Annotated in this window: 22 protein-coding genes; 6 read left to right on the top strand and 16 right to left on the bottom strand. The window is 45.6% G+C overall.

Going from position 1 to position 14,242, the window contains the following annotated elements; genetic code table 11:
• Nucleotides 1-45 precede the first annotated feature (45 nt).
• The 6 genes from ACIFQN_RS08275 to ACIFQN_RS08250 all read right to left on the bottom strand — a co-directional run bounded on the left by ACIFQN_RS08275 (nt 46) and on the right by ACIFQN_RS08250 (nt 5,379).
• Nucleotides 46-318 (bottom strand): hypothetical protein, encoded by a 273-nt coding sequence (locus ACIFQN_RS08275; protein ID WP_429832536.1) that lies wholly within the window; start codon nt 316-318, stop codon nt 46-48.
• Complete coding sequence (locus tag ACIFQN_RS08270; protein WP_429832535.1) at nt 315-1,328, bottom strand: hypothetical protein; 1,014 nt, start codon at nt 1,326-1,328, stop codon at nt 315-317. The genes ACIFQN_RS08275 and ACIFQN_RS08270 overlap by 4 nt, the downstream gene beginning before the upstream one ends.
• A gap of 252 nt (nt 1,329-1,580) precedes the next feature.
• Nucleotides 1,581-3,140 (bottom strand): YcdB/YcdC domain-containing protein, encoded by a 1,560-nt coding sequence (locus ACIFQN_RS08265; RefSeq protein ID WP_429832534.1) that lies wholly within the window; start codon nt 3,138-3,140, stop codon nt 1,581-1,583.
• 118 nt (nt 3,141-3,258) lie between these two features.
• Nucleotides 3,259-4,206 carry a 3'-5' exoribonuclease YhaM family protein gene (locus ACIFQN_RS08260; RefSeq protein ID WP_429832533.1) on the bottom strand — a complete coding sequence of 316 codons (948 nt, stop codon included), beginning with the start codon at nt 4,204-4,206 and terminating at the stop codon, nt 3,259-3,261.
• Nucleotides 4,207-4,225: 19 nt separating this feature from the next.
• Nucleotides 4,226-4,756, bottom strand: a complete 531-nt coding sequence (locus tag ACIFQN_RS08255; RefSeq protein WP_429832532.1) for a YkvA family protein — start codon at nt 4,754-4,756, stop codon at nt 4,226-4,228.
• Complete coding sequence (locus ACIFQN_RS08250; RefSeq protein ID WP_429832531.1) at nt 4,753-5,379, bottom strand: DedA family protein; 627 nt, start codon at nt 5,377-5,379, stop codon at nt 4,753-4,755. Before ACIFQN_RS08250 ends, ACIFQN_RS08255 begins: the two co-directional genes overlap by 4 nt.
• A gap of 273 nt (nt 5,380-5,652) precedes the next feature.
• Between ACIFQN_RS08250 and ACIFQN_RS08245 the strand changes: the two genes are divergently transcribed.
• A complete protein-coding gene (locus tag ACIFQN_RS08245) occupies nt 5,653-6,177 on the top strand; it encodes a DUF2062 domain-containing protein (protein ID WP_429832530.1) in 525 nt (174 codons plus the stop codon).
• A 44-nt stretch (nt 6,178-6,221) separates the two neighbouring features.
• Here the strand turns inward: ACIFQN_RS08245 and ACIFQN_RS08240 are convergent, their stop codons facing one another.
• Entirely contained in the window at nt 6,222-6,443 is a 222-nt protein-coding gene (locus ACIFQN_RS08240) for a hypothetical protein (RefSeq protein WP_429832529.1), read from the bottom strand.
• A gap of 91 nt (nt 6,444-6,534) precedes the next feature.
• Nucleotides 6,535-7,287: an NAD(+) synthase gene (gene nadE / locus ACIFQN_RS08235; protein ID WP_429832528.1), complete on the bottom strand. Its 753-nt coding sequence runs from the start codon at nt 7,285-7,287 to the stop codon at nt 6,535-6,537.
• 132 nt (nt 7,288-7,419) lie between these two features.
• Between nadE and map the strand changes: the two genes are divergently transcribed.
• Both map and ACIFQN_RS08225 read left to right on the top strand, forming a co-directional pair.
• The gene (map, locus tag ACIFQN_RS08230) at nt 7,420-8,166 is read left to right on the top strand and encodes a type I methionyl aminopeptidase (RefSeq protein ID WP_429832527.1); all 747 of its coding nucleotides are present in this window, start codon (nt 7,420-7,422) and stop codon (nt 8,164-8,166) included.
• Nucleotides 8,167-8,530: 364 nt separating this feature from the next.
• A complete protein-coding gene (locus ACIFQN_RS08225) occupies nt 8,531-8,677 on the top strand; it encodes a hypothetical protein (protein WP_429832526.1) in 147 nt (48 codons plus the stop codon).
• A 12-nt stretch (nt 8,678-8,689) separates the two neighbouring features.
• Here ACIFQN_RS08225 and ACIFQN_RS08220 read toward each other — a convergent pair whose 3' ends face one another.
• The 7 genes from ACIFQN_RS08220 to ACIFQN_RS08190 all read right to left on the bottom strand — a co-directional run bounded on the left by ACIFQN_RS08220 (nt 8,690) and on the right by ACIFQN_RS08190 (nt 10,980).
• Nucleotides 8,690-8,899, bottom strand: a complete 210-nt coding sequence (locus ACIFQN_RS08220; protein WP_429832525.1) for a hypothetical protein — start codon at nt 8,897-8,899, stop codon at nt 8,690-8,692.
• A 27-nt stretch (nt 8,900-8,926) separates the two neighbouring features.
• Nucleotides 8,927-9,316, bottom strand: coding sequence for a hypothetical protein (locus tag ACIFQN_RS08215; protein WP_429832524.1), 390 nt, complete (start codon nt 9,314-9,316; stop codon nt 8,927-8,929).
• A 170-nt stretch (nt 9,317-9,486) separates the two neighbouring features.
• Nucleotides 9,487-9,654 (bottom strand): hypothetical protein, encoded by a 168-nt coding sequence (locus ACIFQN_RS08210; RefSeq protein ID WP_429832523.1) that lies wholly within the window; start codon nt 9,652-9,654, stop codon nt 9,487-9,489.
• A gap of 12 nt (nt 9,655-9,666) precedes the next feature.
• On the bottom strand, nt 9,667-10,023 hold the full coding sequence (locus ACIFQN_RS08205) for a hypothetical protein (RefSeq protein WP_429832522.1): 357 nt from the start codon (nt 10,021-10,023) through the stop codon (nt 9,667-9,669).
• A gap of 177 nt (nt 10,024-10,200) precedes the next feature.
• Nucleotides 10,201-10,410, bottom strand: a complete 210-nt coding sequence (locus tag ACIFQN_RS08200; protein WP_429832521.1) for a hypothetical protein — start codon at nt 10,408-10,410, stop codon at nt 10,201-10,203.
• The gene (locus tag ACIFQN_RS08195; protein WP_429832520.1) at nt 10,388-10,744 is read right to left on the bottom strand and encodes a hypothetical protein; all 357 of its coding nucleotides are present in this window, start codon (nt 10,742-10,744) and stop codon (nt 10,388-10,390) included. The genes ACIFQN_RS08200 and ACIFQN_RS08195 overlap by 23 nt, the downstream gene beginning before the upstream one ends.
• Nucleotides 10,744-10,980 carry a hypothetical protein gene (locus ACIFQN_RS08190; RefSeq protein ID WP_429832519.1) on the bottom strand — a complete coding sequence of 79 codons (237 nt, stop codon included), beginning with the start codon at nt 10,978-10,980 and terminating at the stop codon, nt 10,744-10,746. Before ACIFQN_RS08190 ends, ACIFQN_RS08195 begins: the two co-directional genes overlap by 1 nt.
• Before the next feature lie 149 nt (nt 10,981-11,129).
• On the opposite strand from ACIFQN_RS08190, the gene ACIFQN_RS08185 reads away from it, so the two are divergent.
• From ACIFQN_RS08185 to ACIFQN_RS08175, 3 genes are all read left to right on the top strand, one after another.
• Nucleotides 11,130-11,624 carry a DinB family protein gene (locus ACIFQN_RS08185; protein ID WP_429832518.1) on the top strand — a complete coding sequence of 165 codons (495 nt, stop codon included), beginning with the start codon at nt 11,130-11,132 and terminating at the stop codon, nt 11,622-11,624.
• A gap of 697 nt (nt 11,625-12,321) precedes the next feature.
• Nucleotides 12,322-13,350: an LLM class flavin-dependent oxidoreductase gene (locus tag ACIFQN_RS08180; RefSeq protein WP_429832516.1), complete on the top strand. Its 1,029-nt coding sequence runs from the start codon at nt 12,322-12,324 to the stop codon at nt 13,348-13,350.
• A 13-nt stretch (nt 13,351-13,363) separates the two neighbouring features.
• Nucleotides 13,364-13,957 (top strand): TetR/AcrR family transcriptional regulator, encoded by a 594-nt coding sequence (locus ACIFQN_RS08175; RefSeq protein ID WP_429832515.1) that lies wholly within the window; start codon nt 13,364-13,366, stop codon nt 13,955-13,957.
• Between the two features lie 73 nt (nt 13,958-14,030).
• Here the strand turns inward: ACIFQN_RS08175 and ACIFQN_RS08170 are convergent, their stop codons facing one another.
• Nucleotides 14,031-14,207 carry a hypothetical protein gene (locus ACIFQN_RS08170; RefSeq protein ID WP_429832514.1) on the bottom strand — a complete coding sequence of 59 codons (177 nt, stop codon included), beginning with the start codon at nt 14,205-14,207 and terminating at the stop codon, nt 14,031-14,033.
• Nucleotides 14,208-14,242: the final 35 nt, after the last annotated feature.

Below are 14,242 nucleotides of genomic sequence, written 5' to 3'. Positions count from 1 at the left end.
GCGCGGGGAATCCTGCACAATCCCCCTATATTACCGCATTTTTCATCATGTGTTCAAGTTTTCTCGTTTTGGTTCATGCGCGATTCCCACATCACTGTTGCTTTCCCACTGGACAATGAATTGTTCCAGCCGGTTCATCAATCTAACGATGCGCTGCTTCTCGCCCATACATGCAGAAATAGCAGAGAGCTGGTTTGCGGTGAATAATTCCACTACTTCCTGCTCCATTTCCTGAAGGCGAATCCGATAGCCCGCGATTACTTCGCGCAGCAAGGCAAATCTCTGCTCCAACCGGATCGTAGCCCCAAGTTTACTCATTGTTGTTCACTAGTCGCCAGCACTTGTTGAATGCCAAGTACGATCTGCTCATGTTTATGTTTCTCTTTCATCAGCACTTCTATAGCTTGCATGTTGCTTTGTTGAAAATGATTGACGACCTCCTGAGACATATCTAGTTGGCGAGCTTCCAAACGGCTAATTGCCTGTTGCAAAAGCTGTTGTACTTCCTCAAGAACTTGTTGGTTAGTTGCGATGCTCATCGTATTATCCTCCTTGGTAAATGGTAGTTCTTGCTGCTTCTCTTGCTGCGATAGCTGAGCTGATTCGGATACGACTGCTTCTGATACGGATACGGTCTTCGATATCGTTTCAGAAGTGGCGGTCACAGCAATCTCAGTTACCGCCAGCTCTTCGGTTTGTTCCTCAAGTTGTTCTTCATTCTCATCCTCATTGCGTACGATGATGTACAATGTCTCTCCATCGATTCGGAAGCGATCATCAAGAACGGGTAGAAAAGCCGCTTCTGCTGCAATGCCTACTTCTTGTTCCAAAAAATGTACCAGGGAACGAGAAGACACCTGTGTGATGCTGTTATTACGGCAAAAGTCGTACACTTGGTCATTTCCCAGTGTCCACTCAGCTAGGAACCAGCGAATATCCCCCTGGTACTGCACGAAGCGAGTGTCACGCTCCATTTGCAGCAAGCGTAGGATTTGGTTCCAGCCAAACTGCGTTTGGCGACGAAGCTCTGCGACAATTTGCTCAATCTTCTTAGGTGTTTGGGTATCGCGCAGAAAACGGTACGCCAGATCATATAGTTGATGTGGCTGATAGGTTAGTTCCACGATTGCTTCAGAACTGGCAACCCGCACTGGTGACTGATCCATCTGCAGCACTTTATCTAATAGTGCCGTGCTGTCCAGATCCAAAAAAGCATTCAGCTCATTCGCTTCCATCCGGGAGCAAATCTCCGTCCGGGGGAGGGAGCGCTCACCAGACCGGAATACCTTCTTGACAATACTTGGTAGGGTAAAGGTTGGCCGTTTCATGCACTTTCTCCTTCTCGTGATCGGCATTGTCTGCCAAATCAAATGGGAATCAAAGAGATATTCTACAAAAAGAAAAAAAATCCTACCGCTTGCAAAGTGTTTATCAATTTCGATAATAAGAAAACCTCTATCAAGGCCTCCTCAAGGAGGAGCGACCGCGTTTTAGTGGAAGGTTATTCTTGCTGAATCAGGAAGCGGATGCGCGAGGTTTATACTTTCTGATTCAGTAAAAAGGGAAAACCCGGCAAGGGCTCACCCGCCTGCCGGGTCCTTCCATTCAAGCCAAGTCTCTTGGGCTTCTCCGGTAGCAGCATGAATCTGTGTCGATAACGTCTCAGACGAAGGCAAATAAACAAGCTGCGGCAATGCAGCTGTCTGCGTATCAACCTTGGGGTACCAATAAGCTAATGACACCTTCGCCTGCCCTAGAAATGCCTGTTTTGCTTGTGCTTCGTCGACTAGCTTTTGCTGTTCCAGCTTAGTTGGCAAGCTCGGTAAGGTCGACGCCTCCGCTCGGACAACTATGCCTTTTTGGGCATCCACATCGATGGAATACACAGGTTCTTTCGTCGGAATTCCTTCCACTTGCGGATGAAAACGATAGCTATAAATGGTATGGACGCGATTTTGATCCACCCACCCCGGCAGATTTTCTATAAGCCGTGATTTTTTAACCACAAACGACTTTTCCGCAGGCAGCAAGTATTTCTCTACAAACTGCACCGCCAGTCCTTCTGACTCTGCTTCATCTAACGTTCGCTTGCTTTCGCCACTCTTCGTTCCTTCTACCTTCACTTCTATAGGCAGACCTGTCTTGCGGTCTAGGATAAATGATGCACTCTGGTACATGCGTGAAGTCCATTCATATACATCTATGTCACTATTTTTGTTTTTTTCAGTCACATGATCATACTTCAAAGTATTCGCCAAAAGCCCAAATTCCTTTTCCAGCATTTGCTCGAGTTTCGTTTCATTTTTCCAGCTCAAGCCATCAGACGATCCCTTGAGATTCATTGTTTTGCTGCTCTCCACCGTAACGGAAGGAATTATCTCTCCCGTTACTGCATCAATGACTGCCAAATGTTTCGGCTGATAGACAAGCCCTCCTGCAGCTGTATCGTAGACCAGTTCCATCTCAAGCTCGCCTGCGAACGCTTGCTTGGCCTTGTCCTCTGCGATCGCTTGCTTTGGGTTCGTTACCGCTGACGCAAGTGGTACTTTTTCATTTGTTTGCTGAAAAAGAACGATCTGCCCATCGGCGTCGACCATTGCCTGCCCCATTTCCTTGGTTACCCGCACATCATTCAACACAGGATAAAAAGGGACAACGACCAGATTCTCATAGGCTGATCCGCGCTTTTTAGTGAGCATGGCTTGGCTTGATACAAGATGGCTTTCAGAGAAATGATCACGGATGAAGTCTATCGCTTTCTTATAACTTTGCTGTTTATTCGGTCTTTTCTTTTTGTCTCTACCTTCGTCTGTAAACTTTAATAATGAAATATTTTCGCTTCCGTCCATAACCAGCTTCAGGGAGATATTTTCCGTGATGATGCTTTTTCTGTCCGAGAGATTGAGTATATACGAGCTACCTCTATTCCCGAATGAGTCTACATGCAAATTTTCTACTGCCGGTAAGTAGCTTTCTTTTAGGTGCTCAAGCATATCAATGACTTCGGACGGCAGCTCTATCGGTTCCAAGCTTGATTTCCCATCGTAAGCGATAACAGGCACGGGCTGCACAACCAATCCTGGAGTCGTAAAGGCGCTGGCTGCCAGCAGAAGAATAACCGCTTTGCTTCTCTTTTTCACTGATTTTCCTCCTTATTTAGCCATTAATAAAAAGACGGACATCGGGAGGAAAACGTTACGCAACAAACCAAAAAGGCCGCCGCACATCGTGCAGCAGACCTCATCTGTTGTAAAATATCTAAAAGCCACGCCAAACCTTCCGTTTGAGGACACCTGCATAGGCCCATTCTTCGTCCTCACCCATGTCAGCGAGGGTTTGTCCCAATGCATTCATTTTGCTGTCGATCTGGTCGAGGTAGTGGAACAAAACCGCAGTCGGCGTTTTTCCGGAAACGGCACTGCCCCAACCATTCTCGACTTCACCATGATGACTTAAAATACAATGCTTCAAGTGAAGCACTTCTGCGTCTCCCAACGGAATATCCAGCTTACGGCAAATGCCACTCACCATCTCTACTCCCATGACCAAATGCCCGATCAATTGTCCAGGCGTCGTATAATCTGGAGCCACCGGATCAGACAACTCATAAAGCTTGCCGATGTCATGCATGATGCAGGTAGCATACAGCACATCCCGGTCTACTTGGGGATATAATGGCAACAGTCTTTCAGCGGCTGTAAGCAAGGAGACAATATGCTCCAACAAGCCGTGAAAGTAGTTATGATGCATCCGAACACCAGCCGGGTACTGGCGGATTCGCTCCCGAACCTCTTCATTTAGCAGCGCTTCCGTAATAATCGCCTTTAGCGTCTGGCTTTGCAGGCTGTGGATCGTCTGCTCCAGCTTTTCCCACAATTCATCCACCGGAACGGGAGAAACAGGAATAAGTGATTCCATCAGGACCTCATCTGACGCCGACGCAGGCCGAATTCGTTGGATGACTAACTGCTTCTTCCCTCGGTACATTTGCACCGCCGCATCAATTTTGACAACTGACTTGACGGTGATGGCTTCTTTCATTTCGGCACTGACATCCCACAGCTTTGCCGTGAGCGTACCAGACCGATCTCCCAGCTCTAGATTGAGATACTCACTTTGATTGCTCGCCACGCCAGCTTCTTTGTTTTTTACCAGACAAAACGCGACAACCCGCTCTCCCTCTTGATAATCCATGAGATATTTCATCTACTCGTCCCATCCTAGCTTATTTTTTTCGAAACAGGATCTCTTCCAGCTTTTTCACGATTTTTTTACCGACCAGATCGTCAGCCGACTTGATCACTTTTGTAATGACTCCAAGCAAGTCCTCTTCCCCGTTCCAATGCTCGCGAACAATCGCCGCGTCGACATCAACAAGAATACGGCGCAGGGCATACACTGCTAAAATAACATCATCTAAAAGCCCGAAGCCGCCGACAAGCGCCTCTGGGATAAAGTCGATCGGGGCAATAAAGTAGGCCACCGCTATTCCAGCGAATGCTTTGGACTGAACGCCTACCCGCTTGTCCAGCAGCAATCGTGCAAGCAGTACGAACAGATCCGGTGCGAGCAGAATATAATTAGCGACGGTCTCATTTACCCCCTTGTCTTTAATGAAGCTCTCGATTTTGGCCCGCAGCTTGTCATAAAAACGCTGGTGTGTTTCAGGAAGCTCTACCGGAACCAGCTCGGCAGGCACTCTTACGGCAGGCAAGTTTTCATTCTGCATCTCCGCATTGCGCTCTTCCTCGTTCATTGTGATTCCCCCCGTTTTACTTTTTTCATGTTCATCTTGTGGCGGATGTACGACCAGCCAGCAATAATGAGCAGCAAACATATGAAAAAGATAGCAAGATTGCGGGAAATGAGATCAAACACATCTTCCCATCGCTCACCCAACTGCCACCCCAGTGTCACAAACAACACACTCCAAAAGAGCCCGCCCGAGTATGTATACAGCATGAAGGTGGGAAAAGGCAGCCTTGTGATCCCGGCAAAATAAGCGGTAAACTGCCGAACACCAGGGATAAAATACCCGAGGGGGAGCGCCCACTTGCCTACTCGATTAAACCAGTCTTCTGTTTTTTTATACAACGTATAGCCCATTCCCAATCGTTTCCCATATCGCTCCAGAAAAGCAAATCCCAGAGTTCTTCCGATCCAATAAGCAGCCGTCATCGCCGTAACTGAACCGAAAAAGCAAGCCAATAAGGTAGGAAAGTACGCCAGCTTGCCCGTAGAGACGAGGTAGCCTGAGAATACGAGCAGTGTCTCTTCCGGCAAGGGCATACCCAGTATTCCCAGAAAAAACAATCCAAATAAGGCTCCGTAACCATATTGCGAAATCGAGTCGCCGATGGTTGCCATCACTTCAGTCACGTATGTCACCACTTTTCCGGCATGTCTGCCCCCTCCATTATGCCAAAAGATAAAAGTATTCACAAATCGTCAGTTTGGTTGACAATCTATCGGCGTCGGTGTACGTTTACCTAGGTAATACTTTCTATGATAATTAATTGAAATGATTGCAAGAATAACAAATCGTTATTTTTTAGATGAATTGCATTTCATGCTTGTAATTTTGATGACTATTAAAACCACCTTTGGTTATAATGAAAAAAATGGCTACGGGACAAACGAGGGACAGACCAGATGTGGAGAAAAATCTATCGTAAGCTAAAATACGAGTACTTCAAGCTGATTCGCATGAAAGGGGCGCCGTCCTTTGTCGCCAGGGGCTTCAGCGTTGGGATTTTTGTAGAATTCATCACGCTTCCCACCTTTGGTCTAGCGTTTCTATTGCTCTTTCCACTGGTCAAGCTCTTTCGCGCCAGTTTACCCGCTGCGTTGATTGCATTCGTAATCGGCAAGCTGGTCCTTCCTATTTTTATGGTCATCAACTACAATCTGGGCTACGCAATCGTCGGTAAACCGCTCCAAGAACACCTGATTCACAATAACGAGCCTTGGCAAAAATGGTTGATTTGGATGAAGGAAAAGGGGCTTGCCTATTTTACAGGCAGCGCCGTCATGGGGCTGATTGTTGCGGTTGCCAGTTATTTTCTCGTCTCTGCAGCTCTGCAGTTTTATCGTCGAAAAAAGATGCGCCGAAATGTGTCATCGGGACGTATCTCTTACGAGGGGATGACACCCCTTCAAAACAAAAAAGACCGGTGATTGACAAATCCATTGTCATACCGGTCTTTTTTCTGCTCACAAAGTTATGCGAAGTAGCCTTTATCCCGCAGTTGCTCCATGATTTCGGCAACAGTATTCTCTTGCTTCAATAATTCCAAGGTAACTTCCACTTGTTCTGGGGACAGGCCGTTCGCTCCCAGGCTTTCGCTTACCAACACGTAGTTGGGGCGACGGAAATACGTTTGCAAGGTACGCTTCACACGTCCTTCCAGACTTGTTCTCAGCATCAATTCAGTCGTCGACATCTGTTCCACCTCTTTCTAGAGAGATCTGTGCATAACCTCTATTATCGTACAAAATTGCCCAAGAATCAACCTCTATTAACAGTATACATCTTTAAATTCCCGGCATGAGGTTACGCTTGTGCTCTGAAATCCGGTGCAAATAATCGATGCGTTCTTTGGCCTCTGGTCTGGTCTCACCTGTAATGAGATAGCGGTCGAGATCCTCGTAGGTAAAGCCCATTTCCTGCTCATCTGTCTGCCCTTCCCAGAGGTCAGCAGATGGTGGCTTGGTAATGATCGAATCTGGAACTCCAAGCTCTGCGGCAAGAATGCGCATCTCATGCTTTGTCAGGCTAGCAACAGGGTTGAAGTCAGCCAGACCATCTCCACCTTTGGTCATATAGCCGACGTGGACCTCACTGAGATTGCACGTATCTGCAACCAGATATCCTTTTTGATTCGCGATCGCGTATAGAGTCGTCATACGAAGTCGCGCTTTTGTGTTGCCCCTCGTTTTGTCATCAAGCGGCAATACGCCTTCAATAACAGGAACGAGTGCATCGTAAGCCGGGCCTACATCAACGGTAACCAAATGAAGATCAATAGCCTTTGCCAGGCGCTTTGAATCTTCTTCATGAACGCCGAGAGAATACGCCGGCAGCCATACACCAATCACTCGATCACGCCCGAGGGCACGGACACATAACGCCGCAGTCACTGCACTATCAATACCGCCGGAGATCCCTACAACGGCTCCACCGAGTTTTTGCCCATCAATTTGTTCGCGTATAAAAGCCACGCGTTTTTCCACGTCTTCTTTCACATGTATCTGGTAGTTCGCCAGATGCTCTTGAAACTTGTCCACGCTACCTACCCCCAGGTTGTTTACTTCTTCCTCATCCTACCATGCTGTTTTGGCTGTGGCAATTGGCCGAAAACCAGTCTACACTATATACTGTAGAGAGAAGAGAACTATTCGAGGACAAGGAGAGAAGCGATGATTATCCTCAAGACACCTGAAGAAATTGAACTTATGCGGGCAGCAGGCAAAATCCTGGCAGCTTGCCATCGTGAAATTGCGACTATCATCCGCCCCGGTATTTCCACCTGGGAAATTGATCAATTCGTAGAAGAGTTTTTGGCAAAACACAACGCTACTCCAGAGCAAAAGGGCTTTCACGGTTACCCGTACGCCACCTGCGGCTCTGTCAATGACGTGATCTGCCACGGTTTTCCGAAAAAAGAGCCACTTCGTGACGGAGATATCGTGACGATTGATATGGTAGTGCGTAAAGATGACTGGCTGGCTGATTCGGCCTGGTCGTATGAGGTAGGCAACGTTTCACCGGAAGCGAAGAAACTGTTGAAAGTGACTGAAAAGTCCTTGTATCTAGGCATTGAGCAAGCTGTCGTCGGAAACCGAATCGGAGACATCTCCCACGCGATCCAGACGTACGCGCAAGGCGAAGGTTACTCAGTAGTTCGGGATTTTACCGGTCACGGGATCGGCCAAGAGATGCATGAAGAGCCATACGTTCCTCATTTTGGTCCAGCAGGACGCGGCCAGCGCCTTAAAGAAGGTATGGTCATCACCATCGAGCCGATGTTAAATATCGGCACGTACCACGTATCCATTGACGAAGATGGCTGGACAGCCCGCACGCGGGACGGAAAGCTTTCTGCCCAATACGAGCATACCATCGCGATCACGGCGGATGGTCCTGTCATTTTGACCAAACAATAGGAAGAGCAAAGAAAAGCCTTGTACGAAATGTACAGGGCTTTTCTTTTATCCAATGTTGTAAGCGTTCATCAAGTTTGAGACACCTATCGCCCAAAACCCTTTCACCTCAACAGGCAAGCGCGTATTTCGAGAAGGCTTACAAGTAGAAGCACTGCAAAAAGTGATTGATTCAAAATGTAGAGATATTACTCACCTTCACGCTAGAGCTAAGTATTTGGGAGATTTAGAAACTGGTGCGTACAGTTAGCTTTAGAAAAGACGAATTTTTGATAAAGATAGTGAGATACAGGGGGATTAATACAGCAAGTGTCTTGGAGCTGCGATTATGAAGCGGGACCATTCTTTACAGGCACAGGAATGAATTATGACTACATTAATCAAATGGGCTGGGAAAAACAATTGGCTGTTTGCCTGCCATGTGGCCATGTTGTTGCCAATGCGGCGAACGATCGAAGAATTAGAAAAGCGAATCGAAGCATTGGAAAACGAAAAAAAGCGTCCCAAGCAGTAATGGACGCTTTTGTTATTTTGTCTTTTTCTCTTTCACAATCTGATAAATTGCCAAGGACAAAAAACCTATTCCCCCGATAAATGATGCGGACGATTGGAGCCAAACACGAGCCATGTTCGGACCATCTCCAATCGGACCTGTCTTTGGCATATACGCATAGATGAGTTCCCATACGGTAAGAACAATCATGAGACTCGATGTAACCAAAACATACTTACGCATGACATAACCCCCGTTTCACGTTCTTTTCTATGATGCTTCTTTTTTCAAACGTTGTTTTATTAAATAGATGAATACGAACAAGAAAAGAACTCCGACTATATACGGTAAAAAACCTCGCCAATCATACTTGCTGCCAGCATACTCGCCTTGAAAATTCGCTTTGATAAATTGTCCCTCATTTTCCTTAACAGCAATTGCTTCATGTAGGTCATTTCCAATTATTTCATAGTATTCAGTACCTTTCGGATATCGATTTGAAAAATTCCCTGAGTAAGTACTTTCTTGATCAGAATATTTAGTAACCTCACCTACCTTCGAACCAATTTGTTTTAGATCAACTTGACTATCCGAAACGATATATATTTTTCCGTCATTGACAACAAACATATATGCCCAATTTGCATAGGTTGTACCCATGAAAAAAACACACCCTACCAGAAAAGCGAACACGACGCTGAGTAGTTTTTTCAATTTTCATCACTCTACACTTTCTCTTTGCTGTCGTTCTCGGCTTGTTGCAAACGCTCAATGAAGTCCTCGTCATCTTGTATAACAGCTTTTGCAGCTTTCAAACGAGACCAGAATAATTATTTCTCTTCAATCCAATGCAAGCAAATCGAATTTACGCGTAGTTCGGACTTCGGAATCATTCCACTTTCGGTTTTGATTTCTCCCGTTTCGCAAAATCGTCGGACCAATTGTATCGATACACCACAATGATCAGCCAATTCTTTTGCAGGAAGTCTTTCGTTCATGCTTGCATCCCCTTACAACTGAAAGAACTTCTTCAATTCCTCTTCATCACTGGTTTGTAGGACAATTCCTTTGTCATCCAATACAACGTATGTTGGGTACGTATTTATGCCCAGTATGTTCGCATCTTTTCGGTAATCGTCAACATATGCAAAGGTTAATTTCTTTGTTTTCCCTTCATAACGAGCATCAACCATTTCCTCAATTTGTTGCGTATTTATATTTGTTTCCCTTTTAACATAAACATGAACAAAATATTTGCCCTGTTCATCAGACAAGATCCCCTGAATCAGTTCGTTCTTTTCACCGTTCCTTTCCCCGCATGCAACCAAAAATAAGATAATCACTGAAAACAACAGCACTCGTTTCATGATGTACTTCCTCCGAAGTCTGTAGTGATTCATTCAAGATAACAGATTACTCCCTTTCAATGCAGCTTTGCGGTTCTCTAACATTATTATCATCGCCACTTACTTCTATTTTTTCGAAAACTTTTTCCTATTCGTTAAATACAGCCGCCATTTGTGGGACTATTTATGTTCAAGAGGTTATTTCGTAAGAGCAGAAAAAACCAGTAGCGCGATCAAAGCGAAAAATATGATTATGAAAGTAATCCCGAACTTCTGCAACCACTTCGGCAATGCTCCCCAAACCACTTTTTTGGGTGCGCCTCCTTCAACTCTTTGGATGCTTTCCAAGTTCGGATCTACCCATGGAGAGGCATTCGGATCCACATCATGTTGAGGATTTTGTTTCATCAGCGTCTCCTCCATCCCCCTTTCGATTCGATAGCAGGCGCGATAGACCAAAAAGCATACAAAATACGCTGAATGACCACAAAATCCCCGACATGCCAATGCTGGCGGATGCATTTTCAGAACCCATCGGATGTTTCATTTCAAACGTATTGATCGCTTCTAACAGTTTGTACCCCGCCAATGCAAAGGAAACAAGGTAAGCAAGTAACCAGCCGAACACTTCGTTGTTGAATTTGTATTGTATCTTCAAAGAAACGACCCAAATCAATTGGATCACCATTACGACGGCAAATCCCCAATTTAACATTCCGTAAGCCTCTTCCTCTAAATACATCAGGTTCGCCTCCTTTTCTTTTTCCAGTAGAAAACAACGGCTAACACGACATGAATCAGTGGAAACAATCCAATGAGCTGAATGGCATTTCCAGCTCCACCAAAATAAGACGCCACAGGAAGAATCAATGCCGCGCTAATAAGCGCCAACACCGACGACTGTGCCACGATTGCGAAAAATAAAACACCAAAGGAGAGAATCCCTGACATCCACCACAAGAAAACAATGAGATTCACTGTTATCACCCCCATATTCATTTTACCATACCCTTCCTCTCCTCCTCTGAGTAGCCTCAGAATCCTGACCCAAGGAAAGAACACACGTTTCTATCCAGAGATTTTATGATAAAATTTGGTAAGTTTATTTTCTAAGTAGGGGGATTTTTGTGAAAGATCAAAATGACATTCTAAGTTTCAAAGAATTTGCTTCTTGGGTGGCTACACTAAAGAAAGTGGATACTGATACGTGGTTCAAACCCATTTCCACTGGAAAATGGTCGATAAGCGAGATTGTTGCCCACATTATGAATTGGGACAACTACTTGATTTCGAAGATACTCCCTTCAATAAGAAAAGGAGAAGGAATGGTCTTCCCTGATTTTGATACGTATAATCAAAGGGCATCAGTTTATTCAAGGTCAGGTGTTTCACAAGCAGGATTGATTGCGGAAGTGATTCAAATCAGAGAACAACTTGTTACTCAGCTTTGGGACATGCCCGATACCGAATTGCATGAGCACTTGACTGCCAATGGCGTTTCACATTGTCCACACACTGGAACCCCCTACTCTCTTTCATATATTTTGAAAGAATTTGTTGCCCACGATAATCATCATAAGCAACAGATCATATATTTTTTACGTGAAAACGGTTTGGCATAGAGCCAAACCGTTTTTCTTATAGAACCTAATAATATTGAACAAAATACTATGTTCTCTTTTCTTCACATTGGATGACCTTGATTTCGCATACCCTCTTTGTTTCCTCATCCACATGAACGACCAATTCAATGATTTTCTTGGAATATTGGGTCAAGCACCTCCATGAACAGAAATGCCAGACCATAGTTTTTGATGAATTAGTTAATATTAGTTCTTCCAGATCTTCTTCGAAATAACAGTTACAGTGATCACATCTGCCAAATCCATCTTCATCGATCATTGTCTTATCCTCTCCCCCTAATATGTTTCTTAATCTGGCAAGTATTATAGGCCGAATGGGGATAAGTATAAACAATGAACAAATGGAAATTCGATATGATAACCTCAAATAATAGCTAAAAAATATTTTACTGTGAATTCAAACTCACTTTTTATCCGTCTCACACATTATGAAATTGCACCTTGATATGACGCGGATTTCAAATGATACTTGTCTCAACCTTTGTGGATTTGTCTCACACTTTGTGATACGTTTCTCAAACTTGGTGAAGGATTACATCAAATGTGCTGCAAAGAACATCGGAACCTTGACATAGATCTTGCTGGTACGTATCATGCAATTACATTTGTTACCGAGTAGTAACAAAAAATGCATCAAGCACGTCCCCGCTCATCGTCAAAGGAGGGTCACCCAAACATGCCAGAAACAAATACATCTAAATCACTTAGTGATGTACCATTGTCCGTCTTGGATCTTGCCCCTATCATTCAGGGAGGGACTGCGGCCGATTCCTTCCGCAACAGCCTGGATCTGGCTGTACATGTGGAAAAGTGGGGCTTTTTGCGCTATTGGCTCGCAGAACATCATTCGATGCCGAGTGTAGCCAGCTCCGCCACCTCCGTGCTGATTGGTCATATCGCTGGCGGAACAACAAAGCTGCGGGTCGGCTCCGGTGGGATCATGCTCCCCAATCATGCTCCACTGGTCATCGCGGAACAATTCGGTACGCTTGAATCTCTTTATCCCGGACGTATTGATCTAGGTCTTGGACGAGCTCCCGGTGCCGATCAACGTACGGCTCGTGCCTTGCGCCGTGATATGCGAATCGGCGGAGAAGATTTCCCGGAGCTTCTGGAAGAGCTGCGCGAATATCTGCGTCCACCCGCAAACGACGGCACCTCTACGGGTGTGCGTGCCATTCCGGGCGAAGGGTTGAATATTCCCATTTGGCTGCTCGGCTCAAGCGACTTCTCAGCGCGCCTGGCTGGCTTGCTTGGCCTTCCGTTTGCATTTGCGGGTCATTTTTCACCGAATTACACGTTGACTGCACTGCAAACATACCGTCACTGCTTCCGTCCATCAGAGGTGCTGCACAAACCGTATGCGATGGTCGGCGTCAATGTGATGGCTGCGGATTCAGATGAAAAAGCGCAGCGTCTGGCTACTTCCCACTTCCAGGCATTTTTGAACATCATCCGTGGCGACCTTAAGCCTATCCAGCCGCCGGTAGACAATATGGATGAAATTTGGAGTGAATTCGAAAAGCTCTCCGTTCAATCCCAGCTGCGCTCTTCGGTCATCGGTAACCCTGATACCGTGAAACACGAGCTAGAGCAATTGTTGAATGCAACGCAAGCCGATGAACTCATGATCACGACTCAAATGTTCCATCATGAGGATCGCATCCGCTCATTTGAGATCGTTGCAGACATCTGGAAATCATAGGCGGGCTTTGTCTATGACTGCAAACAAGCGCACCCGGATTCCTCGCAAAAAGGCACAAGAAATCATTTTAAATGCTGCCGAAGAACTGTTCTACCAGGAAGGGATTCATGCCGTTAGTGTAGACGCTGTCGTCGAGCGAGCAGGAATCAACAAAATGAGCGTCTATCGCCAGTTTTCATCCAAGACTGACCTGATTCTGGCTTACATGAGTAGAAAGCAGCAAGCTTTTTGGCAGGAATGGGAAGAGGGCCTCAGCTGGCATCCCGAAAAGCCTCGTGAGCAATTGATCCAATTCTTTTCGGATCTGGCTGCGAGGGCCTCAAGTGATCAATTTCGCGGATGCTGTTTTATCAATGTAGCGGTCGAATTTCCCGATACCACTCATCCTGTCCGTGAAATGGTGTGTGCTCATCAAAAGCGCATTCAGGATGCCTTTCTCGAAAAGACGACATTACTTGGTGCAGCCAATCCTACAGAGCTCGCTTATACCTTGATCCTGCTGATGGAGGGAACCTACGCCGACAGCCAAACCTACGGAACGAACAGCGTAGCGATTCGGATGCTCCCCTCCATTGTGGAGAAATTGCTCGACTCTGCTATCCGATAGCTAGATCGCATGAATAGAAAAAGTGGCATATCTGCACATTATCGCAGTTGCCACTTTTTTTGGGTTTTCGTTTTTACCGTTGAGAACTTGTTGCGAGTTTGTTTTTGTCTGTCATCGCTTCTAGATCTTTTACGTCTTTTTCTAATGCTTGGATGTCTTCTTCAATCAGCTTTTTCAGATGTTGCTTCTCCCGCAGCACTTTACGGGTTTGCTCCAAACGCTGATTCAAATCAAAAACGCCGAGATACACTGCTTTTCCCTCCCTATGTACGTTATCCACCTTAC

The organism is Brevibacillus sp. NRS-1366 (genome assembly GCF_050467985.1).
This window is presented reverse-complemented; position numbering and strand designations above follow the sequence as displayed.

What these genes read in the sequence shown, in the direction of transcription:
- ACIFQN_RS08220 (WP_429832525.1), bottom strand. Translation starts at nt 8,899, where the DNA reads ATGCGTAAGTATGTTTTGGTTACATCGAGTCTCATGATTGTTCTTACC.
- ACIFQN_RS08255 (WP_429832532.1), bottom strand. Translation starts at nt 4,756, where the DNA reads ATGAACGAGGAAGAGCGCAATGCGGAGATGCAGAATGAAAACTTGCCT.
- ACIFQN_RS08245 (WP_429832530.1), top strand. Translation starts at nt 5,653, where the DNA reads ATGTGGAGAAAAATCTATCGTAAGCTAAAATACGAGTACTTCAAGCTG.
- ACIFQN_RS08275 (WP_429832536.1), bottom strand. Translation starts at nt 318, where the DNA reads ATGAGTAAACTTGGGGCTACGATCCGGTTGGAGCAGAGATTTGCCTTG.
- ACIFQN_RS08195 (WP_429832520.1), bottom strand. Translation starts at nt 10,744, where the DNA reads ATGTATTTAGAGGAAGAGGCTTACGGAATGTTAAATTGGGGATTTGCC.
- ACIFQN_RS08240 (WP_429832529.1), bottom strand. Translation starts at nt 6,443, where the DNA reads ATGTCGACGACTGAATTGATGCTGAGAACAAGTCTGGAAGGACGTGTG.
- ACIFQN_RS08200 (WP_429832521.1), bottom strand. Translation starts at nt 10,410, where the DNA reads ATGAAACAAAATCCTCAACATGATGTGGATCCGAATGCCTCTCCATGG.
- ACIFQN_RS08210 (WP_429832523.1), bottom strand. Translation starts at nt 9,654, where the DNA reads ATGAACGAAAGACTTCCTGCAAAAGAATTGGCTGATCATTGTGGTGTA.
- map (WP_429832527.1), top strand. Translation starts at nt 7,420, where the DNA reads ATGATTATCCTCAAGACACCTGAAGAAATTGAACTTATGCGGGCAGCA.
- ACIFQN_RS08175 (WP_429832515.1), top strand. Translation starts at nt 13,364, where the DNA reads ATGACTGCAAACAAGCGCACCCGGATTCCTCGCAAAAAGGCACAAGAA.
- ACIFQN_RS08270 (WP_429832535.1), bottom strand. Translation starts at nt 1,328, where the DNA reads ATGAAACGGCCAACCTTTACCCTACCAAGTATTGTCAAGAAGGTATTC.
- ACIFQN_RS08260 (WP_429832533.1), bottom strand. Translation starts at nt 4,206, where the DNA reads ATGAAATATCTCATGGATTATCAAGAGGGAGAGCGGGTTGTCGCGTTT.
- ACIFQN_RS08205 (WP_429832522.1), bottom strand. Translation starts at nt 10,023, where the DNA reads ATGAAACGAGTGCTGTTGTTTTCAGTGATTATCTTATTTTTGGTTGCA.
- ACIFQN_RS08215 (WP_429832524.1), bottom strand. Translation starts at nt 9,316, where the DNA reads ATGGGTACAACCTATGCAAATTGGGCATATATGTTTGTTGTCAATGAC.
- ACIFQN_RS08180 (WP_429832516.1), top strand. Translation starts at nt 12,322, where the DNA reads ATGCCAGAAACAAATACATCTAAATCACTTAGTGATGTACCATTGTCC.
- ACIFQN_RS08225 (WP_429832526.1), top strand. Translation starts at nt 8,531, where the DNA reads ATGACTACATTAATCAAATGGGCTGGGAAAAACAATTGGCTGTTTGCC.